The organism is Rhodococcus sp. H-CA8f (genome assembly GCF_002501585.1).
GTDB lineage: Bacteria > Actinomycetota > Actinomycetes > Mycobacteriales > Mycobacteriaceae > Rhodococcus_F > Rhodococcus_F erythropolis.
This window is the reverse complement of record NZ_CP023720.1, coordinates 3231485-3252629: the sequence shown is the minus strand read 5'-3', so window position 1 is coordinate 3252629 and position 21145 is coordinate 3231485. Positions and strand designations below refer to the sequence as shown.

General features: G+C 64.4%; 21 protein-coding genes. 20 read left to right on the top strand and 1 reads right to left on the bottom strand.

Annotated features, from left to right (window positions below; genetic code table 11):
* The first annotated feature begins 34 nt into the window (after positions 1-34).
* From gmk to CPI83_RS14995, 7 genes are all read left to right on the top strand, one after another.
* Positions 35-634, top strand: coding sequence for a guanylate kinase (gene gmk / locus CPI83_RS15030; protein ID WP_029255329.1), 600 nt, complete (start codon positions 35-37; stop codon positions 632-634).
* Between the two features lie 98 nt (positions 635-732).
* Positions 733-1032: a DNA-directed RNA polymerase subunit omega gene (gene rpoZ, locus CPI83_RS15025; protein WP_003944996.1), complete on the top strand. Its 300-nt coding sequence runs from the start codon at positions 733-735 to the stop codon at positions 1030-1032.
* Positions 1033-1076: 44 nt separating this feature from the next.
* Complete coding sequence (coaBC, locus tag CPI83_RS15020) at positions 1077-2327, top strand: bifunctional phosphopantothenoylcysteine decarboxylase/phosphopantothenate--cysteine ligase CoaBC (RefSeq protein ID WP_198586373.1); 1251 nt, start codon at positions 1077-1079, stop codon at positions 2325-2327.
* Positions 2328-2515: 188 nt separating this feature from the next.
* A complete protein-coding gene (gene metK, locus CPI83_RS15015) occupies positions 2516-3730 on the top strand; it encodes a methionine adenosyltransferase (protein WP_003944827.1) in 1215 nt (404 codons plus the stop codon).
* A 25-nt stretch (positions 3731-3755) separates the two neighbouring features.
* Positions 3756-5774: a primosomal protein N' gene (locus CPI83_RS15010; RefSeq protein ID WP_019748377.1), complete on the top strand. Its 2019-nt coding sequence runs from the start codon at positions 3756-3758 to the stop codon at positions 5772-5774.
* Between the two features lie 103 nt (positions 5775-5877).
* The gene (locus tag CPI83_RS31220) at positions 5878-6633 is read left to right on the top strand and encodes a PadR family transcriptional regulator (RefSeq protein WP_232816751.1); all 756 of its coding nucleotides are present in this window, start codon (positions 5878-5880) and stop codon (positions 6631-6633) included.
* Positions 6634-6727: 94 nt separating this feature from the next.
* Complete coding sequence (locus CPI83_RS14995) at positions 6728-7747, top strand: alpha/beta fold hydrolase (protein ID WP_097387378.1); 1020 nt, start codon at positions 6728-6730, stop codon at positions 7745-7747.
* Between the two features lie 57 nt (positions 7748-7804).
* On the opposite strand, the gene CPI83_RS14990 is transcribed toward CPI83_RS14995, so the two are convergent.
* Positions 7805-8011, bottom strand: coding sequence for a hypothetical protein (locus tag CPI83_RS14990; RefSeq protein ID WP_003944900.1), 207 nt, complete (start codon positions 8009-8011; stop codon positions 7805-7807).
* 288 nt (positions 8012-8299) lie between these two features.
* Here CPI83_RS14990 and fmt point away from each other — a divergent pair, with 288 nt between their 5' ends.
* The 13 genes from fmt to whiA all read left to right on the top strand — a co-directional run bounded on the left by fmt (position 8300) and on the right by whiA (position 21060).
* On the top strand, positions 8300-9223 hold the full coding sequence (gene fmt / locus CPI83_RS14985) for a methionyl-tRNA formyltransferase (protein WP_020907709.1): 924 nt from the start codon (positions 8300-8302) through the stop codon (positions 9221-9223).
* A complete protein-coding gene (locus CPI83_RS14980) occupies positions 9220-10668 on the top strand; it encodes a transcription antitermination factor NusB (protein ID WP_019748382.1) in 1449 nt (482 codons plus the stop codon). Before fmt ends, CPI83_RS14980 begins: the two co-directional genes overlap by 4 nt.
* Positions 10669-10708: 40 nt before the next feature.
* The gene (locus tag CPI83_RS14975) at positions 10709-11056 is read left to right on the top strand and encodes an MmcQ/YjbR family DNA-binding protein (protein WP_019748383.1); all 348 of its coding nucleotides are present in this window, start codon (positions 10709-10711) and stop codon (positions 11054-11056) included.
* A gap of 98 nt (positions 11057-11154) precedes the next feature.
* On the top strand, positions 11155-11838 hold the full coding sequence (gene rpe, locus CPI83_RS14970; RefSeq protein WP_019748384.1) for a ribulose-phosphate 3-epimerase: 684 nt from the start codon (positions 11155-11157) through the stop codon (positions 11836-11838).
* 8 nt (positions 11839-11846) lie between these two features.
* The gene (gene ribD, locus CPI83_RS14965) at positions 11847-12899 is read left to right on the top strand and encodes a bifunctional diaminohydroxyphosphoribosylaminopyrimidine deaminase/5-amino-6-(5-phosphoribosylamino)uracil reductase RibD (protein WP_019748385.1); all 1053 of its coding nucleotides are present in this window, start codon (positions 11847-11849) and stop codon (positions 12897-12899) included.
* A 5-nt stretch (positions 12900-12904) separates the two neighbouring features.
* Positions 12905-13513, top strand: coding sequence for a riboflavin synthase (locus CPI83_RS14960; RefSeq protein WP_003944892.1), 609 nt, complete (start codon positions 12905-12907; stop codon positions 13511-13513).
* Positions 13514-13623: 110 nt separating this feature from the next.
* Positions 13624-14898 (top strand): bifunctional 3,4-dihydroxy-2-butanone-4-phosphate synthase/GTP cyclohydrolase II, encoded by a 1275-nt coding sequence (locus CPI83_RS14955; protein WP_003944833.1) that lies wholly within the window; start codon positions 13624-13626, stop codon positions 14896-14898.
* Positions 14895-15392: a 6,7-dimethyl-8-ribityllumazine synthase gene (ribH, locus tag CPI83_RS14950; RefSeq protein WP_020907710.1), complete on the top strand. Its 498-nt coding sequence runs from the start codon at positions 14895-14897 to the stop codon at positions 15390-15392. Before CPI83_RS14955 ends, ribH begins: the two co-directional genes overlap by 4 nt.
* The gene (locus CPI83_RS14945) at positions 15389-15862 is read left to right on the top strand and encodes a PH domain-containing protein (protein WP_007727982.1); all 474 of its coding nucleotides are present in this window, start codon (positions 15389-15391) and stop codon (positions 15860-15862) included. Before ribH ends, CPI83_RS14945 begins: the two co-directional genes overlap by 4 nt.
* A gap of 74 nt (positions 15863-15936) precedes the next feature.
* A complete protein-coding gene (gene uvrC / locus CPI83_RS14940; protein ID WP_060938546.1) occupies positions 15937-18129 on the top strand; it encodes an excinuclease ABC subunit UvrC in 2193 nt (730 codons plus the stop codon).
* Positions 18126-19025 (top strand): RNase adapter RapZ, encoded by a 900-nt coding sequence (gene rapZ, locus CPI83_RS14935; RefSeq protein WP_003944872.1) that lies wholly within the window; start codon positions 18126-18128, stop codon positions 19023-19025. Before uvrC ends, rapZ begins: the two co-directional genes overlap by 4 nt.
* On the top strand, positions 19022-20086 hold the full coding sequence (yvcK, locus tag CPI83_RS14930) for a uridine diphosphate-N-acetylglucosamine-binding protein YvcK (RefSeq protein ID WP_019748388.1): 1065 nt from the start codon (positions 19022-19024) through the stop codon (positions 20084-20086). Before rapZ ends, yvcK begins: the two co-directional genes overlap by 4 nt.
* A complete protein-coding gene (gene whiA, locus CPI83_RS14925; protein WP_021344225.1) occupies positions 20083-21060 on the top strand; it encodes a DNA-binding protein WhiA in 978 nt (325 codons plus the stop codon). Before yvcK ends, whiA begins: the two co-directional genes overlap by 4 nt.
* Positions 21061-21145: the final 85 nt, after the last annotated feature.

Below are 21145 nucleotides of genomic sequence, written 5' to 3'. Positions count from 1 at the left end.
CGACAAGTGATGATTGCTGACGCGGCAGTGTCTGATGATTGCTGACGCAACAGTGTCAGAGAGCAAGACCGCAGTGCGGAGGGGTCGGCTGGTTGTACTGGCCGGCCCTTCGGCTGTCGGTAAGTCCAGCGTCGTTCGCGAGCTGAGAACTCGGTTGCCTGAACTCGTTTTCAGCGTTTCGGCGACCACTCGCGATCCCCGTCCCGGTGAAGTGGACGGCAAGGACTACCGATTCACCTCCCGTGAAGAATTTCAACGGATGATCGACTCCGGTGAACTTCTCGAATGGGCGGAAATCCACGGCGGTCTACAGCGCTCCGGCACCCCCGCAGCTCCGATCGAAGAAGCGCTCGAAGCTGGAAAGCCCGTACTCGTCGAGGTCGATCTCGCCGGAGCACGAGCTGTCCGCCAGGCGATGCCCGAAGCTCTGTTGGTGTTCATGGCTCCACCGAGCTGGGACGTTCTGGTGCAACGGCTGACCGGACGGGGAACCGAAACGGAAGACGTCGTGGCACGCCGACTCGAGACGGCCCGAGTGGAATTGGCCGCACAGGACGAGTTCGACACGGTCATCGTGAACGAGGATGTAAGCCGTGCTTGCGATGAGTTGGTATCCTTGTTGGTTGGGAACTGATTCCGCACCCTTCGGGAACCGATTTCCGCCCCGTTTCTCAGATATCCGGATCGATAAAACTAGTTCTTCAATGAAGATCTAATTCAGGAGACACAAGAGTGAGCAGCACTTCAGCCGCGTCCGCAGCAGGTCAGGGCGCTCTGCCTGCCTACGACACCCCGCTCGGCATCACCAACCCGCCGATCGACGAGTTGCTCGAACGCACCTCTTCCAAGTACGCCCTGGTCATCTACTCGGCCAAGCGTGCGCGCCAGATCAACGACTACTACAACCAGCTCGGTGACGGCATCCTCGAATACGTCGGACCTCTGGTCGAGCCCGGTCTGCAGGAAAAGCCGCTGTCCATCGCGTTGCGTGAAATCCACGCTGATCTCCTCGAGCACACCGAAGGCGAGTGAGCACCACGTCTGCCGCACCCGAACCTCGTTCGGGTGTCGGGGGAGTGTCCGACGCGCCCACATCGATACGTAAGCGCATTGTCGTCGGTGTCGGTGGGGGTATCGCCGCGTACAAAGCGTGCTCGATCATCCGCAGCTTCACCGAGAGCGGTCATCACGTCCGCGTGATTCCGACCGAATCCGCTCTGGAGTTCGTCGGCCGCGCCACGTTCGAAGCACTCTCCGGCAACCCGGTTCACACCGGCGTCTTCAACGACGTCCCGCAGGTTCCGCATGTCCGCCTCGGACAGGAAGCCGATCTCGTTGTCATCGCGCCGGCAACCGCTGATCTGATGGCGCGAGCTGTCATGGGCCGCGCAGACGACCTGTTGACAGCCACCTTGTTGACCGCACGCTGTCCGGTCGTCTTCGCCCCCGCAATGCACACCGAGATGTGGGAGCACCCCGCAACGGTGTCCAACGTGGCGACACTGCGCTCGCGCGGCGTCCACGTGATCGAACCTGCCTCCGGGCGTTTGACCGGAAAAGACACCGGAGCCGGTCGACTTCCCGAACCCGACGAGATCGTCGGGTTGGCATCGTTGCTCCTCGAGCGCTCGGACGCGTTGCCGCGCGACCTGGAAGGTCGCCGCATTCTGGTCACCGCCGGCGGTACTCGCGAGCCGCTCGATCCGGTGCGCTTTCTCGGTAATCGCAGCTCCGGCAAACAGGGCTACGCGCTCGCCCGTCTGGCCGCCCAACGCGGCGCTCACGTCACGCTGATCGCCGGTTACACGGCCGATCTTGCCGACCCCGCCGCTGTCGACGTCGTGCACATCAAGACGGCCGAAGATCTCCGGTTGGCAGTGGAGAAGCACGCACCGGGACACGACGGAGTCGTCATGGCTGCAGCTGTCGCGGACTTCCGCCCCACCACCGTCGAAGGCAGCAAGATCAAGAAGGGCGCAAACGAACCCGACTCGATCAGCCTCACCAGAAACGCCGACATCCTCGCCGGTCTCGTCGAAGAGCGTCGTGACGGCGATTTGGACGCTCGAACGGTGATCGTCGGATTCGCCGCAGAGACCGGTGACGCCCATGGTGACGTTCTCAGTTACGCCCGCTCCAAGCTTGCCCGCAAAGGTTGCGACCTCCTCGTGGTCAATGCGGTCGGCGAGGGCAAGGCGTTCGAGGTCGATCACAACGACGGTTGGCTGCTCGGTTCCGACGGCTCGGAGTCCGCGCTCGAGCACGGATCCAAGGCTTTGATGGCCAGTCGAGTACTCGACGCCCTGGTCAAGCTCTTCCCCGAGTAGCGACACGCGCCCGGTGGTGAGAGTTACCCCACGATAATCGGGTGAGCACAAGGGTGTTGCGCAGGCGGTCCAACCGTTATCGTCGGCTCAGCCCCCAGCTAACAAAGCATGACAAAACGGTCACCGAACGGTGATTCGGATACTTCAATAAGCTGTAGTCAAGAACTCAGTCGTCGAGAGGGAGATCTGTGAGCAAGTCCGGCAGTCGGCTATTCACCAGCGAGTCCGTCACCGAGGGGCACCCGGACAAGATCTGTGACGCGATCAGCGACTCGATCCTCGACGCGCTGCTCACCCAGGACCCGCGCGCCCGCGTGGCCGTCGAAACTCTGGTCACCACCGGCCAGGTTCACGTCGCCGGCGAGGTCACGACCACTGCGTACGCAGACATTCCGAAGATCGTGCGCGACACGGTCCTCGAGATCGGCTACGACAGCTCGGCAAAGGGCTTCGACGGTAACTCCTGCGGCGTCAACGTCGCGATCGGCGCGCAGTCGCCCGAGATCGCGCAGGGTGTCGATCACTCGCACGAGGCTCGCGTCGACGGAATCAGCGACGACGAGATCGACCGTCAGGGTGCGGGCGACCAGGGCCTGATGTTCGGCTACGCCACCACCGACACGCCGGAACTGATGCCGCTGCCCATCGCGTTGGCTCATCGTCTCTCTCGCCGGTTGACCGAGGTCCGTAAGTCCGGCGTGCTGCCGTACCTGCGCCCGGACGGCAAGACCCAGGTCACCATCGAGTACGACGGTGACAAGGCTGTCCGTCTCGACACCGTGGTCATCTCCACCCAGCATGCCGCTGACATCGACCTCGACAACCTGTTGACGCCCGATCTTCGCGAGAAGGTGCTTCACTCGGTGCTGACCGACGTGAACCTCACCGATCTCGACACCTCCGATGTTCGTCTGCTGGTGAACCCGACGGGCAAGTTCGTCCTCGGTGGCCCGATGGGTGACGCCGGTTTGACCGGCCGCAAGATCATCGTCGACACCTACGGCGGAATGGCTCGCCACGGCGGCGGCGCGTTCTCCGGCAAGGACCCGTCAAAGGTCGACCGAAGCGCTGCCTACGCCATGCGTTGGGTGGCCAAGAACGCTGTTGCCGCAGGTCTGGCCGACCGCATCGAGGTTCAGGTCGCCTACGCCATCGGCAAGGCAGCTCCGGTCGGACTCTTCGTCGAAACCTTCGGCACCGAGAAGACCGATCCGGCACGGATCCAGAAGGCGATCACCGAGATCTTCGACCTGCGTCCGGGAGCGATCATCCGCGACCTCGACCTGCTGCGTCCGATCTACGCGCAGACGGCGGCATACGGTCACTTCGGTCGCACCGACATCGACCTCCCGTGGGAGAGCACCGATCGTGCCGACAAGCTGCGTAGCGCAGCTGGTCTCTGATCACTGACGTACAGACGGGGCGCGGGTGGGCGCGGAAAGAGTAGCGGCAGAAGTCGATCCGGTCGCCCGGGTGCTGCCGATGCTCCCGCTCGCTCACCTCGACCGTGAATTCGACTACCTCGTTCCTCGTGAACTCGAAGCGGATGCGCAGCCCGGAGTCCGGGTGCGCATCCGCTTCGCTGGTCGTCTGGTGGACGGTTTCATCGTCTCGCGCGAGGCGACCAGTGACCATCAGGGGAAGTTCGGCTGGCTCGAACGCGTCATCTCGTCCGAGCGGGTCCTGACGGCAGAAATCGCGCAAGTCGTCGATCGTGTGGCGGAGCGTTATGCCGGAACCCGCGCCGATGTTCTCCGTTTGGCGGTACCGCCGCGCCACGCGAAGGTCGAGGCGGAACCGTGGGAGCCCGCCGAGCCGCCGTCCGCTCCTGAACCGATCGAAAATGGTTGGCATCTCTACAGATTCGGTGACGCCTTTCTGTCCGCGATTCGCGAGTCGAAAAGCCCGCGTGCGGTCTGGCAGGCGTTGCCTGGTGAAAACTGGCCACTGCGCCTGGCCGAATTGGCCGGGGCTGTAGCGGCAAGTGGTAAATCCGCGATTCTGGTTGTGCCCGATCAACGCGACCTGGACCGCGTCGTCGCCGCATGTACCGAACTCTCCGGAGCGGATGCAGTGGTGGGTCTGTCCGCAGGCCTGGGGCCGGCCATGCGATACCGAAGGTGGCTCGCTGCACTGCGCGGGACCGCCAGGATCGTCGTCGGCACGCGCAGTGCAGTTTTTGCGCCGACGCCCGAGACCGGTCTTGTCGTCGTCTGGGACGACGGCGACGACAACTTGTCCGAGCCGCGGTCGCCGTATCCACATGCCCGCGAAGTTGCCGTCCTGCGTGGCTACGTCGCCGGGTGCGCCGTCGTGATCGGTGGGTTCTCCCGTACGGCAGAATCGCAGGTACTCGTCGACTCGGGATGGGCGCACGATCTGGTCGCTACGCGGGACGTCGTTCGTGCTCACGCACCCAAGATCACCGCGCTTGCCGACAGCGATCAAGCCTTGGCCCGCGATCCGGGAGCCAGAGCGGCTCGTTTGCCCGCTATTGCATTCGCGGCCGCCCGGCGCGCTCTGGGTGAGGGCAACGGAGTCCTGGTGCAGGTGCCTCGGCGGGGGTACGTACCGACCCTGGCCTGTGGAAAGTGCCGTGCCCCGGCACGGTGCCGTCGGTGCAACGGCCCACTGGCTCTTCCCGCTGCGGCAGGTCCCGACGGCGCCGGGACACCGGCGTGCCGCTGGTGCGGGGTTGCCGATGCCGCCTACCGATGTCACGCGTGCGGGGCGAAAGCGTTGCGCGCGGTGGTAGTCGGTGCCGGCCGGACCGCCGAAGAACTCGGGCGGGCGTTTCCCGGTGTGAAAGTTGTTCTGTCAGGGGGCGGTGATGTGGTCAAGGAACTGCCACACGGGCCCGCGTTGGTGGTCTCGACAGTGGGTGCGGAGCCGGTGATGACCGGCGGCTACGGCGCCGCGCTCTTGCTCGACGGTTGGGCACTGCTCGGCCGGCCAGATCTTCGCGCCGCCGAGGAAACACTCAGACGCTGGATGTCGGCTGCTGCCATGGTGATTCCGCTGTCCGAAGGCGGTGAAGTTGTGGTTGTCGCAGACTCGGGTATCCCGACGGTGCAGGCGTTGGTCCGATGGGATCCAGTGGGGCACGCACAGTCTCAATTCGAGGAACGGGACGAGGTCGGCTTTCCTCCGGCCGTTCACATGGCTGCGATCGACGGTGGATCCGCAGCAATTGCGGAGTTGGTGGACTCAGCTGATCTGCCGGCAAGTGCTGTACTACTCGGACCAGTGGAATTGCCTGCGGGGGAGAGGCTTCCGTATTCCGGTGAGGACGAGAGCGGTGTCGCGCCGGAGCGAATGCTGGTCCGCGTTCCACGCAAGGACGGTCGAGGCCTTGCGGACGCTCTGGCACATGCGAGGGCCGCGCGCAGTGCGCGGAAGTCATCGGGTCCGGTCCGCATTCAGATCGACCCACGCCGCATCGGCTGATTTTCGAGTTCTCCAAGGCCTGGTTGTGTGCAGCAAAAATGTTGCGCAACCCGATATGGCGATATATCGTCGAACTATCAACGATAGTGATGGAGGTTCGACGATGGATGCAAGTTTCCCGAACGAGGGGATGTTCGGCCGACGCGGTTTCTTCGGCGGTTTCGGCCGTGAGCAACGGCCACCATTTGTGATGTGGGTGCCGACGGACGACGGCGCGCCGGGCGATGGTCCCGGCGATCGAGACGGTGGACGACGCGGTCGACCGCACGAGCGGCCGGGCTTCGGTGACATGCCACGCAGAGGCCATCGGCGGGGGCGTTTCGGTCCAGACGGCGGACCCGGCCCCGGCTTCGGTCCGGGCGCTCAGTTCGGTCGCGGGCGAGGACGTGGCGGACGAGGTCGTCGTGGAGATGTGCGCGCTGCGATTCTGTTGTTGATCGCGGAAGAGCCGATGCACGGCTACGAATTGATTCAACAGATCGTCGAGCGCAGCGGCGGCGTCTGGAAGCCAAGTCCGGGTTCCATTTATCCCGCGCTGTCCCAACTCGAGGACGAGGGACTGGTCATCATCGAAAAGGTTGCCGGCCGCAAGACCGCCAAGCTGACCGAGGAAGGCCTCGCGTACGTCGAGGAGCATCGCGCCGATCTCGGGGCACCGTGGGATGACGTTCGTCTCAGCGTAGGGGAGCCGGAGCAGGACCTTCGTGAACTGATCGGCCAGCTGATGGGCGCGGCCGGTCAAGTGGCCGCTGTAGGCACACCCGCGCAGGTCAAGGCCGCAGCCGACGTGCTTGTCGAGGCGCGCAAGTCGCTCTACCGAGTGCTTGCCGGTGATGACGCCGATGAAGGCGGCAATTGAGACGTCGGATACCTACTGTTCGGTAGGGTATGCGCCCCGAAGTTTCTGGTGTTACGGTCAGCTCCCTCGTAGGATCAGAGCAGGAGCAGGAACAATGGCTGGCGTCAAACGGTCTGTGGGACTGACATTTTCGGTAGCAGTGGCGCTGCTGATCGGAGCACCGCCGGCGATATCGGCTGCCGCACCGACACTCCCGTCTGCGAGTGCCGACGCGATGGACGTTCCTCTCGACATCGGTCCGGGTCAGGCGACTCGTTCCGTTGCCACGGCATATGCGCATGCTCATCCAGGATCCGCACCTGCCGGGTCGAACGATTTCGCCTGTGAGCCTTCCGCCACGCATCCCCGACCAGTTGTACTCGCCCACGGAACCGACACCGAGGCGTACGCGGATTGGGCGGCCCTGTCGCCGGCACTGGCAGCTGACGGCTATTGCGTCTTCGCCCTCAATTACGGCGGTGCGATCGAAGAAGAAGACGGGGACGTCGCACACGAGACTTACGGCGTCGGCGACATAGTCGGTAGTGCCACCGCGTTCGGTTCTTTCGTCGATCAGGTGCTGACCGCGACCGGAGCGGACAAGGTCGACGTGATCGGCTACTCCCAAGGCGCGACGGTGACGCGGTACTACGTCAACAAAATGGGCGGCGACGCCTACGTCGATCATTGGGTCGGCTTGGCTTCGCCGACCTACGGCGGGGTGATGTTCGGGTTGGTTCCCATCGTCCGTGCGATCCCCGGCGGAGAAGACTTTGTCGAAGATGTCTTTTCGCGAGCTGTCCGCGAGCAGATGCAGGGGTCGGATACGTTGAACGCCCTCAACGACGGCGGCGACACCGTACCCGGAGTGCGCTACACGACTATCGGGTCCGCTGTCGACGAGATGATCCAGCCGTCCTCGAACATCGCGCTCCGTGACGCCGGTGCAGAAAACATCGTCCTCCAGGATCTGTGCCCGTCGAACCTGACCGGCCACTTCCGCATGCCGTACGACCCCTACGTGATCGACGTCATCCGGACGGTCCTCGACCCCGATGCCGAGCGGCACGCTTCGTGCAGCGCGGTGCCGCTCGGCACGGATATTCCGCAAGTGGTCATCGACACAAATTCGTGAGCTGCAAATTCGTGAGCTGCTAACTCGTGAGCACCGAGACCACGTGGGTCGGGATGTTTACTCGGCGAGCTTGGCAGTGGCCTGCGCCCACAGGAAGAACTTGTTCGTTCCGAGGTCGCGGACGGTCTTGATGTTGAACGCTGCCTTCAAATGTTCTGCGTCCGAATCGCTTACGCCGTTGAGTGCCGCGACCGGGGCGTCCGCCAATTCTTCGACGGACTTTCCTGCGTAGGCCTTGTCGAACTTACTGTCGATGCCTGCCATCTAAGTTCCTCCGTGTGATCGGTGTATCCCGTATCAGCCTCCGCCGAGTGGCGACGACAGAGACAGTCAATACCGAGGACCGGTGAATCTGCAGGGTTCTGATCAAAGAAATTGCTGAGAAAGTGGTTCGGTGTGGCGCGAGGTAGGTCGTAGCTCCCGCAGTCCTTAGACTGACAGTTCCACCCACCGACACATCCGGGAGCATTTTCGTGAGTTGCAGTCCACCGCGTTCGACAGGCCGATCGGCTGATCAGAGTCCGAAGAGCCCAACGAAACGGGAGAGCTGACATGCGCGTCGTGTTCGCCGGAACGCCCGAACCCGCGGTTCCTTCGCTGCGGCGTCTCATCGAGTCCGCCAACCACGAAGTGGTAGCCGTCGTCACGCGTCCGGACGCTGTGGCGGGCCGCGGTCGCAAAGTCACCCGCTCGCCGATCGGTCTGCTTGCCGACGAGCACGGCATCCCGGTCCTGACACCGGTCAAGGCGTCCGATCCCGACTTCGCAGCCGAACTCGCCCGCCTGGAACCGGACTGCGCACCCGTCGTCGCCTACGGAAACCTGTTGCCGCAGAACGTCCTCGACATTCCGAAATACGGTTGGGTCAATCTGCATTTCTCGCTGCTTCCGGCGTGGCGCGGCGCCGCGCCGGTGCAGGCCGCGATCAGTGCCGGTGACGAAGTGACGGGCGCCAGTGCGTTCCGTTTGGAAGCCGGCATGGATACCGGCCCCGTGTACGGAGTGATGACCGAGCGGATTCGCGACACCGATACGGCAGGCGACCTGCTCGGGCGTCTGGCGGAAAACGGCGCTGCCCTGCTCGAATCGGTACTCGACGGCCTGGAGGCCGGAGAGATCAACGCGGTTCCGCAGTCTGCCGACGGCGTCTCGTACGCCCCCAAGGTGACTGTGGACGCGGCCCGCGTGCGGTGGGAATTGCCCGCTCGCACGGTGGACCGGCACATCCGAGCAGTCACACCCGCGCCTGGGGCATGGACGATGATCGGTGATCTTCGAGTCAAGGTCGGCCCGGTCACCGTTACGGACGAGACCCTGGCAGTCGGTGAGATCTCGGTACGCAAGGATGGTCTGTACATCGGTACCGCGACCACCGCGGTACGACTCGGGCAGATTCAGCCCCCGGGCAAGAAATTGATGTCGGCAGGGGACTGGGCACGCGGTGCCCGACTCGACGCGGAGGTACGAGCACAGTGACCGAATCACGACGACCGGCACGGCGGACACAGGGTCCCGGAGCCAAGAATGCAACCGGTGGCAAGAACACCAAGCCGAAGCAGGCCAAGCGGCCGGATCCGGCAACCGCCGGGCTCGATCAGCCGCGACTGGCTGCGCGCGACGTCCTGCGCGCGGTCCGTGAACGTGACGCATACGCGAACCTGGTTCTGCCCGGGCTCCTGCGTGACCGCAAACTCGACGCACGCGATGCGGCGCTGGCAACCGAACTCGCGTACGGCGCGGCACGTGCTCAGGGCCTCCTGGATGCGGTGATCGCCCATGCAGCGGGTCGGCCGATCGAAGAGATCGACGGAACCCTGCTCGATGTACTCCGACTCGGCTCGTACCAACTACTGCGTACTCGTGTCGCACCGCACGCTGCTGTTGCCACCTCGGTCGACCTCGTCCGCGCCGAAAACGGCCAGGGCCGAGCAGGATTCGTCAACGCGGTCCTGCGCCGTGTTTCCGAACGCACCCAGGACGAGTGGGTCGAGCTGCTGGCGCCGAAGGACCCGGTCGGCCGACTCGCCTTCGAGCACGCGCATCCCCTGTGGATCGCGCAGGTATTTGCCGACTCGCTCGGCGCCGCAGCCGGAGAGCTCGAAGACGTCCTGATCGCCGACGACGCCCGCCCCGCCGTGCACCTCGTCGCCCGCCCCGGTGAGATCTCCGCCGAGGAGCTCGCACTGGTGACCGGCGGCGAGATCGGGCCGTACTCGCCGTACGCCGTGCATCTCGACGGCGGTGACCCCGGACAACTCGAGGCGGTCCGCCAAGGCCTGGCAGGAGTGCAGGACGAGGGCAGTCAGCTGGTTGCCCGCGCCCTCAGCATTGCTCCTCTCGAAGGTGAAGACTCCGGACGCTGGCTCGACCTCTGCGCAGGTCCAGGAGGAAAAGCGGCACTTCTCGGTGCTCTTGCCGGCATCGAAGGTGGTCGACTCGACGCCGTCGAGCCGGTCGAACACCGTGCCGAGTTGATTCGCAAGACCACTCGCGAGCTTCCCGTGGACGTACACGTGGCGGACGGCCGCGAATCCGGGCTCGAACCCGGATACGACCGCATCCTCGTCGACGCTCCCTGCACCGGGTTGGGTGCGCTGCGTCGGCGCCCGGAGGCACGTTGGCGTCGCCAGCCGTCCGATGTGGCTCCGCTCGTGAAGTTGCAGCGTGAATTGCTTGCTGCCGCAATCGAACTGGTTCGCCCCGGCGGAGTGGTGCTGTACTCCACGTGCTCGCCGCACTTGTCGGAAACGCTGGCAGTGGTCGCCGATGCGGTGCGGCGTCATGGCGTCGTGGAACTCGACACCAAGGAATTGGTGCCAGGTGTCCCGGACGTCGGAGACGGATCGTCGGTTCAGTTGTGGCCGCATCGACACGGCACGGACGCTATGTTCATGGCCGCTTTGCGCAAGCCGCTGGCCTGATCGGATGACTTCAGGGCATCGGTAGTCGTATGGTGCCTACATGGTTACGTGGGAACAGGTTGTAGTACTGGGTTCGGCTCTTCCCTCCGTGGAAGAGTCGACCTCGTACAACACCCCGGCACTCAAGGTGGCAGGTAAAACTTTTGCGCGGCTCCGCACCGAAGCGGAGGGCGCTTTGGTCGTGATGTGCGGTCTGGACGAGAAGGAGGCGCTACTCGCCAGTGGCGAGGCCGCTTTCTTCACCACAGATCACTATCACGGGCACGGATCGATCCTCGTGCACCTCGAACTGATCGACGAGGTGCAGTTGGGCGAGATGCTCGAAGATGCGTGGCGGATCAAGGCGCCCGCCAAGGTGCGAAAGCTCCGCACCGTCGTCAAGAACTGATCGGAATTCAGCGGCTCCGATGTGCATGCACGGTCGGCGATGAGTCACAGCCGATGTGCATGCACGGTCGGCGATGAGTCACAGCTAAACTCGGCGGCGTGGCTTCCCCGATGATTGCACCGTCCATTTTGTCCGCAGATTTTGCTCGACTCGCCGATGAAGCGACTGCCGTGTCCGGCTCCGACTGGCTTCACGTCGACGTGATGGACGCGCATTTTGTTCCCAATCTCACGCTGGGTCTGCCGGTGGTCGAGAGTCTGCTGAAGGCGACGGACATTCCTCTCGACTGCCATCTCATGATCGAAAACCCGGAGCGCTGGGCGCCGCCGTACGCCGAGGCCGGTGCGTACAACGTCACGTTCCACGCCGAGGCCACCGACGACCCGCGTTCGGTTGCCCGCGATATTCGTGCAGCTGGTGCCAAGGCGGGGCTGAGCATCAAGCCTGGAACCCCGATCGACGACTACCTGGAAATCCTCAAGGACTTCGACACCCTCTTGATCATGAGCGTCGAACCCGGATTCGGTGGTCAGTCCTTCATGCCTCAGGTGCTCGACAAGGCACGCGCAGTTCGAAAGCTCGTCGACTCGGGTGAGCTGACGCTCCTCGTCGAAATCGACGGCGGCATCAACGCTTCCACGATCGAGCAGGCCGCTGAAGCAGGGATCGACTGCTTCGTCGCCGGTTCGGCGGTGTACGGAGCGAGTGATCCCGGTGAGGCGGTGCGCAAGCTGCGCGCGCAGGCCGCCTCGGCGTCGCCGCACCTGACGCTGTCGGTCTGAGCCGCTCGATGGCAAAGGGTGGACAGGCGTCGACGGCTGATCTTGACGCCGCGATGCAGATTGCGCTGGCCGCAGCCGATTCTGCGCGCGGATTCACCAGCCCCAACCCGCCGGTCGGCGCTGTCATCCTCGCCGCCGACGGCACCATCGCTGGCGTCGGTATGACGCAACCGCCCGGTGGACCGCACGCGGAGGTCGTGGCTCTCGACGAGGCCGGCGATGCGGCACGTGGCGGTACGGCCGTGGTGACACTGGAACCGTGCAATCACCAGGGGCGAACCGGGCCCTGCTCGCAGGCATTGATCGACGCCGGAGTCTCGGCGGTTGTCTACGCAGTCGGTGATCCCAATCCCGAGGCTTCCGGCGGCGCAGCGACGCTCATGCGAGCTGGAATCAGCGTCACGGCCGGACTGAGAGCACCCGAGGTGGAAGCTGGTCCACTGCGGGCCTGGCTGCACAAACAGCGCACCGGTCGCCCGCACATCACGTGGAAGTACGCGGCCAGTCTGGACGGACGCAGCGCCGCCGAGGACGGAACGAGTCAGTGGATCACCGGTCCGCAGGCGAGGGCGCGCGTGCATGCTCAGCGGGCGCAGATCGATGCGATCGTGGTCGGCACCGGCACCGTGTTCGCCGACGATCCGTGGCTGACGGCGCGTCAGCCCACCGGTGAGCTCGCGGCGCATCAGCCCGTACGCGTTGTCGTCGGAAAGCGTGAAATACCTTCGACGGCAAGCGTTCTCGATGACACCGCACCGACTCTGGTGCTCAACACCGACAACATCGACGAAGTTGTCGAGGCGTTGGGGGAGTACACAGACGTACTTCTCGAGGGTGGGCCCCGTCTGGCCGGAGCATTCCTCGCCGCCGGATATGTCGACGTCATCGAGGCGTACATCGCTCCGATACTGCTCGGCGCGGGCGCTTCCGCGCTCGTCGATGCCGGAGTGCACACCATCACCGACGCCCACCGATTCCGTTTGGAGTCCGCGGTAACGATCGGCCCCGATATTTTGTTGAGTCTGGTTCCGGAGAGTTCTGCTCCGGGGAACGAGGAGTAGGGCGCGTGTTCACAGGAATTGTGGAAGAACTCGGCGAAATTGTCGCCAAGGAAGAACTGGTCGATGCTGCACGCTTCACGGTGCGCGGGCCACTGGTCACCTCCGACGCCGGTCACGGCGATTCGATCGCGGTCAACGGCGTGTGCCTGACGGTCGTCGATGTGCTTGCCGACGGTTCGTTCACCGCAGACGTCATGCAGGAAACGCTGAACCGCTCGAGCCTGGCGAAGTTGGACGTCGGCTCTCGCGTCAACCTCGAGCGTGCCGCGGCGCTGAACAGTCGACTCGGCGGACACTTGGTTCAAGGGCACGTCGACGGAACTGGCCACGTCATTTCCCGCTCGCCTTCCGAGAACTGGGAGGTAGTGCGGATCGCACTGCCGGACTCCATTTCCCGATACGTGGTGGAGAAGGGTTCGATCACCGTCGACGGAGTCTCGCTGACGGTCTCCGCGCTGGGCGGCGACCGCGGGTTCGAGTACTTCGAGATCTCGCTGATCCCGACAACGCTCGAGTTGACGACGCTCGGAACCGCTGTGGTCGGTACGCCGGTCAACCTCGAGGTGGACGTGATCGCCAAGTACGTCGAGCGGCTTCACTCTGCCGGTCGGTAGGACCAGGCTGATCGGACCCGTCCGATTGGTCGTAGGGTTGTCAGTGCATCCGTCGGATGCACTTGTTGTATTCGATGATGTTAAAAGTCAAGACTTTGGAGTGCGAGCACGTGACCAGGTTCGACAGTATCGAGCGCGCAGTAGCAGATATCGCTGCAGGTAAAGCTGTTGTCGTCGTGGACGACGAGGATCGCGAGAACGAGGGCGACCTCATCTTCGCCGCCGAGAAAGCCACCCCGGAACTGGTGGCGTTCATGGTCAGGTACACCTCCGGCTACCTGTGCGTGCCGCTCGACGGTGACGATTGCGATCGGCTGGGCCTGCCCCCGATGTACGCCACCAACCAGGACAAGCACGGCACCGCCTACACCGTGACCGTCGACGCCCGTGAGGGAATCGGTACCGGCATCTCGGCGTCGGACCGCGCTGCGACGATGCGTCTGCTCGCCAACCCCGAATCCGGTGCCAACGATTTCACTCGTCCCGGCCACGTCGTTCCGCTCCGCGCGAAGGAAGGCGGAGTGCTGCGTCGTCCGGGCCACACGGAAGCTGCAGTCGACCTCGCCCGCATGGCGGACCTGCGTCCCGCCGGCGTCATCTGCGAAATCGTCAGCCAGAAGGACGAAGGCGCGATGGCTCAGACCGACGAGTTGCGAGTCTTCGCCGACGAACACAACCTTGCTCTGATCTCGATCGCGGACCTCATCGCGTGGCGTCGCAAGCACGAGAAGCACGTACTGCGCATCGCCGAGGCGCGCATCCCCACCCGCCACGGTGAGTTCACCGCTGTCGGCTACACCAGCATCTACGACGAGGTCGAGCACGTTGCGCTGGTGCGCGGCGACATCGCAGGCCCCGACGGAGACGGTAGCGACGTACTCGTCCGCGTTCACTCCGAGTGCCTCACCGGCGACGTCTTCGGTTCGCTGCGGTGCGATTGCGGCCCGCAGCTCGACGCCGCACTGGACATGGTCGCCCAGGAAGGCCGCGGCGTTGTCCTGTACATGCGCGGACACGAGGGTCGTGGCATCGGCCTCATGCACAAGCTGCAGGCCTACCAGCTCCAGGACGCCGGTTCCGACACAGTCGACGCCAATCTCGAACTCGGGCTACCGGCGGACGCCCGCGACTACGGCATCGGTGCGCAGATCCTCGTCGATCTGGGGATCTCGTCGATGCGTCTGCTGACCAACAACCCGGCCAAGCGTGTGGGTCTGGACGGCTACGGCCTGCAGATCACCGATCGCGTTCCGATGCCGCTGCGCGCGAATGCGGAGAACCTCACCTACCTGCGCACCAAGCGCGATCGGATGGGTCACGATCTGATCGGACTGGACGAGTACGAGGCGAACCAGAACACCGCACAGCCGGGAACCGCACTGTGAGCGGCGAAGGTCAGCCGAAGCTCGCGATCGCCGAGGCCAAGGACCTGAAGCTGGCGATCGTTGCCGGGCAGTGGCACGCGACGATCTCCGAGGCTCTGATCGCCGGCGCGCAGCGCGTCGCGCAGGAGGCACAGATCAAGGACGTGACACTGGTCCGTGTCGCCGGCGCGATCGAACTGCCGGTCGTTGCGCAGGCATTGGCTCGCACGCACGACGCCGTCGTCGCACTCGGTGTTGTCATCCGCGGCGGCACGCCGCACTTCGAGTACGTGTGCGACGCGGTCACCGCGGGCCTTACACGCGTCTCGCTCGACGAAAGCACTCCCGTGGGGAACGGTGTCCTGACCACCGACACCGAGCAGCAGGCTCTTGACCGTTCGGGGCTGCCGGGTAGCGTCGAGGACAAGGGCGCACAGGCCTGCGCCGCCGCACTGGACACCGCAGTGACCCTGCGCCATCTCCGAGCACCATGGACCGAGGATTCGTTTCGATGAGTACACCCGGCGACAACGAGAACTGGGAACTGATTGCGTCACCGCGTAAGTCGACGCGATACGCGATCGGAGTTGCTGTCCTCCTGGTGATCGTTCACGTCACACTTGCACTCCTGCTCCGCCAGGGGTCCACCGGCGTGTACTTCCGCGCCGCGGACCAACTTGCGATGGCAGGCATCGGCACCATTCTGGCTCTCGGTGTACTGATGTTGACGCGGCCCCGGGTCAAGGTGGGCAAGCAGGGAATCGCCGTACGAAACATCTTGGGCGAGAAGATCGTCGACTGGGATCTGTTCGAGGGACTCTCGTTCCCCGACGGCGCCGCCTGGGCACGCATCGAATTGCCCGACGACGAGTACATGGCAGTGATGGCGATCCAGTCCAACGACCGTGAGTACGCCGTCGACACGGTCGGCAAGTTCCGCGAACTGGCCGACCGCTACGCACCGGTCGCGCACAAGAGCAACTGACGTCTTCCGACCGGTTCGGTGCCCGCATCCTGCGCGTTTCCGAGTCGGTCGGTGGCGGCGACTAACCTGAAACCGTGCCGGATCCCTCGACTTACCGCCCCGCTACCGGAACCATTCCGGCTGCGCCGGGCGTCTACAAATTTCGCGATCCGCATGGTCGGGTCATTTACGTCGGAAAGGCGAAAAGCCTCCGTTCACGTTTGAACTCGTACTTCGCGGACGTCACGACACTTCATCCCCGTACTCGGCAGATGGTGACCACCGCCGGCAGCGTCGAGTGGACCGTCGTCAGTACCGAAGTCGAAGCGCTTCAGCTCGAGTACAACTGGATCAAGGAATTCGATCCGCGGTTCAACGTGCGGTACCGCGACGACAAGACGTATCCGGTTCTCGCCGTGACGCTCAACGAAGAGTTCCCGCGGCTGTTCGTCTACCGCGGTCCGCGGCGCAAGGGCGTCCGCTACTTCGGTCCCTACTCCCATGCCTGGGCCATCCGCGAAACACTCGATCTGCTGCTGCGAGTGTTTCCCGCACGAACGTGCTCGTCCGGAGTCTTCAAACGACACAACCAGATCGGCCGGCCGTGTCTGCTCGGCTACATCGACAAGTGCTCGGCGCCCTGCGTCGGGCGAGTCAGCGCCGAGGAGCATCGTCAGATCGTCGAAGATTTCTGCGACTTCCTCGCCGGCCGCACGGACAAGCTGGTCAAAGATCTCGAAAAGCGCATGCAGCAGGCTTCCGAGGACCTCGACTTCGAGACCGCGGCCCGTCTGCGTGACGATATCGGCGCTTTGCGCAAGGCGCTCGAGAAGCAGGCCGTCGTACTCGGTGACGGCACCGACGCCGATCTCGTCGCCTTTGCCACCGATGATCTCGAAGCCGCCGTTCAGGTGTTCCACGTGCGCGGCGGACGCGTGCGGGGTCAGCGTGGATGGGTCGTGGAGAAGGCAGGCGATGCCATCGACTGGGCCGCACTCGACGCCGAGTCCGACCTGCCGATCTTGGTCGAACAGTTCCTCACCCAGTTCTACGGTGAGCAGGCGGCACTCGACCCGGGAGCGGGCTCCGAGGCCGGGATCAGCGCCGTCCCCAAGGAAGTTCTCGTGCCGGTCCTGCCCGCCAACGCGACCGAGATCCAGGCGTGGCTGAGCAAGCTTCGGGGATCGCAAGTGCAACTGCGGGTTCCGCAACGCGGCGACAAGAAAGACCTCGCCGAAACGGTCCAGCGAAACGCGAAAGAGGCTCTGGCGCAGCACAAGCTCAAACGCGCCGGTGATTTCACCTCGCGTTCTGCGGCGCTTCAGGGCATCCAGGAAGCACTGGACCTGGACTCGGCTCCGCTACGAATCGAATGCATCGACATCAGTCATGTCCAGGGAACCGACGTCGTGGCGTCACTGGTCGTGTTCGAAGACGGGCTCCCGCGTAAGTCGGACTACCGCCATTACGCGATCAAGGAAGCTGCCGGCGACGGTCATTCCGACGACGTGGCGAGTATCGCCGAGATCACTCGCAGGCGGTTCCTCCGACACAACCGCGACCTGGGCATTCTCGCTGCGTCGGCGTCGACCATGGACGCGGACGGTGGGGATCTGGCTCCCGAAGCGGCGATCGACCCGGCGACGGGCCGGCCTCGGCGGTTCGCCTATCCACCCAATCTGTTCGTCGTGGACGGCGGCGCCCCCCAGGTCACGGCCGCAGCGGCGGTCCTCGACGAGCTGGGGGTCACCGACGTCGCGGTAGTCGGCTTGGCCAAGCGACTCGAAGAGGTGTGGGTACCGGGGGAAGAAGATCCGGTCATCCTTCCCCGAACGAGCGAGTCGTTGTACCTCCTGCAACGCATCCGAGACGAAGCCCACCGCTTCGCGATCACGTTCCATCGCAGCAAGCGCTCGAGGCGGATGACGGCTTCGGCTCTGGACTCGGTCAAGGGGCTCGGTGAAACTCGCCGTACTGCTCTGGTGGCTCACTTCGGTTCCGTGGCGAAGCTGAAAACGGCAACGGTCGAGGAGATCATGCAGGTCCCCGGTATCGGTGAGACCACAGCCACAGCAGTTCTGGCCGCACTCGGCACGGATTCGGCTGCAACCGATGCGGGTGCTGAAGCTCGAGCGCTGCCAGCCGCGGTAGGGGATGATGAGCTGGACAAGGAATCCGAATCGTCTGTTACCTCTGCTGACGCGCCAAGCGCCGAATCCGGTAGCGGTGACGAGGGCTCCGAGTCGCGAGAATTGTCCATGCCGACGACGGGGCCGAGTGCACAGTGACTACCGACAGCGCCAAAGACAGTCGAACGATGGATTTCCTGCTGGTGACGGGATTGTCCGGAGCCGGTTTGAGTACCGCTGCCAAGGTGCTCGAAGACCTCGGCTGGTATGTCGCGGACAATTTGCCACCTGAGCTCATTTCCCGGATGGTCGGTCTGAGCTTGACCTCCGATCCGCCGGTCGATCGTCTCGCCGTCGTGATCGACGTGCGGAGTCGACTCTTCACCGGCGATCTCGGGTGGGTGCTCACCGAACTCGAGGCGGAGCCGATCCACACTCGGGTGCTGTACCTCGAAGCGTCCGACGACGTGTTGATCCGACGGTTCGAACAGGTTCGCCGCAGTCATCCGTTGCAGAACGACGGCATCGACGGCACGTTGTCCGAAGGGATCGCAGCCGAGCGTCGGCAGTTGGCCGTGGTGAAGGCGGCCGCCGATCTGGTCATTGACACGTCGGCGCTGAAGGCACATCAGTTGCGTCAGAAGATCGAAACGGCGTTCGGGAACGATGCCAACCGCACGATGAAGGTGACGGTCCAGTCGTTCGGATTCAAGTACGGCCTGCCGATGGACGCCGATCTCGTCTGTGACGTTCGATTCCTGCCCAATCCCCACTGGATCCCTGAACTTCGCCCGCACACCGGTCAGGATGCCGACGTCCGCGACTACGTGTTGTCCCGCGAGGGCGCGGAAGACTACCTAGACACCTACCGACATCTGGTCGATTTGACGATCGCCGGATATCGGCGAGAAGGAAAGCGCTACATGACAATTGCGGTCGGGTGCACCGGCGGTAAGCACCGAAGCGTGGCCATGTCCGAAGCTCTCGCGAGGCGTTTGGGTTCCGAGGACGACATCTCGGTCAGCATCGTGCACCGGGATCTGGGGCGCGAATGAGTGAACCGACACATAGCTCGCGGGAGAAGCCAGATGGGCCGGCCATCGTCGCGCTCGGCGGCGGGCACGGATTGTTCGCCACGCTCCAGGCCGTCAGACGCCTGACGGTCGACGTCACCGCAGTGGTCACGGTCGCCGACGACGGTGGTTCGTCGGGCCGGCTGCGCGCCGAACTCGGCGTCATCCCGCCCGGTGACCTCCGGATGGCGCTCGCGGCTCTCGCGTCGGACGAACCCGAGATAGTCGACTGGACTCGGACCATTCAGCATCGCTTCGGCGGTGTCGGCGCACTTGCCGGGCACTCGGTGGGCAATCTCATCCTGGCCGGACTCACCGAGGTGCTCGGCGATCCGGTCGTCGCGCTCGACGAGATGGCGCGACTGCTGCGAATCCGTGGCCGCGTGCTGCCGATGTCGCCGATCGCGCTCGAGATCGAAGCCGACGTTCAAGGACTCGAAGAGGACCCACGCGTCAGCCGCTGCATTCGTGGACAGGTCGCCGTCGCGACCACGCCGGGCAAGGTTCGGCGTGTGAGACTGCTCCCGTCCAATCCGCCCGCGTGTCCCGAGGCTGTGACTGCGATCGATCGTGCCGATCTCGTGGTTCTCGGCCCGGGATCGTGGTTCTCGAGCGTGATCCCGCACGTACTGGTACCCGAACTTGTCGAATCACTGTCGTCGACGAATGCTCGAAAGGTGCTGGTGCTCAATCTCGCACCCGAGCCGGGGGAGACCGCCGGATTCTCCGCAGAGCGTCACCTGCACGTACTCTCCCAACACGTGCCCGATTTTCGGGTCGACTACGTGGTGGTCGACTCGGCGTCGGTACCGGCCGGGCGTGAACGTGAACATCTGCAGCGTGCGGCGGATCAATTTTCAGCCGAAGTCAGGTACGCGGATGTCGCGGACACCTCACCGGGCGCAGCGCATGTACACGATCCGGCAAAACTGGCCGATGTACTGGCTGAACTGTCGAGCAGTGCGGCAGTAGGGGATTCGACACAGTCTTCCCTGCAAGAACAGCAATCCGAAGAACAGAGGGAGAACGCTTCGTGGCAATGACAGCGGAGGTCAAGGACGAACTGAGCCGGTTAGTGGTGACTCAGGTCAGCTGCCGCAAGGCAGAGGTCTCCGCGTTGCTGCGCTTTGCCGGTGGGCTCCACATCGTCGGCGGCCGGGTGGTCGTCGAAGCAGAGGTGGATCTGGGCTCTACGGCGCGACGTCTGCGTCGGGAGATATTCGACCTGTTCACCTACAGTGCCGATGTTCACGTACTCAGTGCGGGCGGGCTTCGAAAATCCGCTCGCTACATCGTGCGTGTGGCGAAGGAGGGTGAGGCCCTCGCGCGCCAGACGGGACTGCTCGATCTTCGCGGGCGCCCGGTTCGCGGCTTGCCTGCGCAGGTCGTCGGCGGAAGTGTCGGCGACGCCGAAGCAGCTTGGCGCGGTGCGTTCCTCGCGCACGGTTCCCTGACCGAACCCGGCCGTTCGTCGGCGCTCGAAGTGAGCTGCCCCGGCCCGGAAGCTGCACTTGCTCTGGTCGGAGCTGCGCGGCGTCTGGGGATCTCGGCGAAGGCACGTGAGGTTCGCGGAACGGATCGTGTGGTGATCCGCGACGGTGAGGCCATCGGCGATCTCCTGACCCGAATGGGAGCCCAGGACACACGCCTGGTGTGGGAGGAGCGACGGATGCGACGCGAGGTCCGCGCCACCGCCAATCGTCTCGCCAATTTCGACGACGCAAACCTGCGACGCTCTGCTCGCGCTGCCGTTGCGGCTGCTGCGCGCGTCGAGCGTGCGTTGGAGATCCTCGGCGAGGACGTGCCCGATCACCTCGCGGCGGCGGGCGCACTGCGCGTCGAGCATCGGCAGGCGTCCCTCGAAGAACTCGGCCAGTTGGCCGACCCGCCGATGACCAAGGACGCCGTTGCCGGACGTATCCGTCGCCTGCTGTCCATGGCTGATCGCAAGGCCAAGGAAACGGGCATACCCGACACCGAATCCGCAGTGAATGTGGAGCTACTCGAAGAGGGGTGACCTGCCCTCCGTCAGGGTGGGCTGCGCACGTTCGGGCCACGCGCATTAGGGTATGAGTCACATCGACCGATGAACCCCACGTCCG

Bases quoted from the DNA above. Each gene is read 5' to 3' on its own strand.
- whiA (WP_021344225.1), top strand. From the start codon at position 20,083: ATGACAGCGGAGGTCAAGGACGAACTGAGCCGGTTAGTGGTGACTCAG.
- gmk (WP_029255329.1), top strand. From the start codon at position 35: ATGATTGCTGACGCAACAGTGTCAGAGAGCAAGACCGCAGTGCGGAGG.
- ribD (WP_019748385.1), top strand. From the start codon at position 11,847: ATGGCAAAGGGTGGACAGGCGTCGACGGCTGATCTTGACGCCGCGATG.
- CPI83_RS14975 (WP_019748383.1), top strand. From the start codon at position 10,709: ATGGTTACGTGGGAACAGGTTGTAGTACTGGGTTCGGCTCTTCCCTCC.
- fmt (WP_020907709.1), top strand. From the start codon at position 8,300: ATGCGCGTCGTGTTCGCCGGAACGCCCGAACCCGCGGTTCCTTCGCTG.
- yvcK (WP_019748388.1), top strand. From the start codon at position 19,022: ATGAGTGAACCGACACATAGCTCGCGGGAGAAGCCAGATGGGCCGGCC.
- CPI83_RS14990 (WP_003944900.1), bottom strand. From the start codon at position 8,011: ATGGCAGGCATCGACAGTAAGTTCGACAAGGCCTACGCAGGAAAGTCC.
- CPI83_RS14995 (WP_097387378.1), top strand. From the start codon at position 6,728: ATGGCTGGCGTCAAACGGTCTGTGGGACTGACATTTTCGGTAGCAGTG.
- CPI83_RS14945 (WP_007727982.1), top strand. From the start codon at position 15,389: ATGAGTACACCCGGCGACAACGAGAACTGGGAACTGATTGCGTCACCG.
- CPI83_RS31220 (WP_232816751.1), top strand. From the start codon at position 5,878: ATGGATGCAAGTTTCCCGAACGAGGGGATGTTCGGCCGACGCGGTTTC.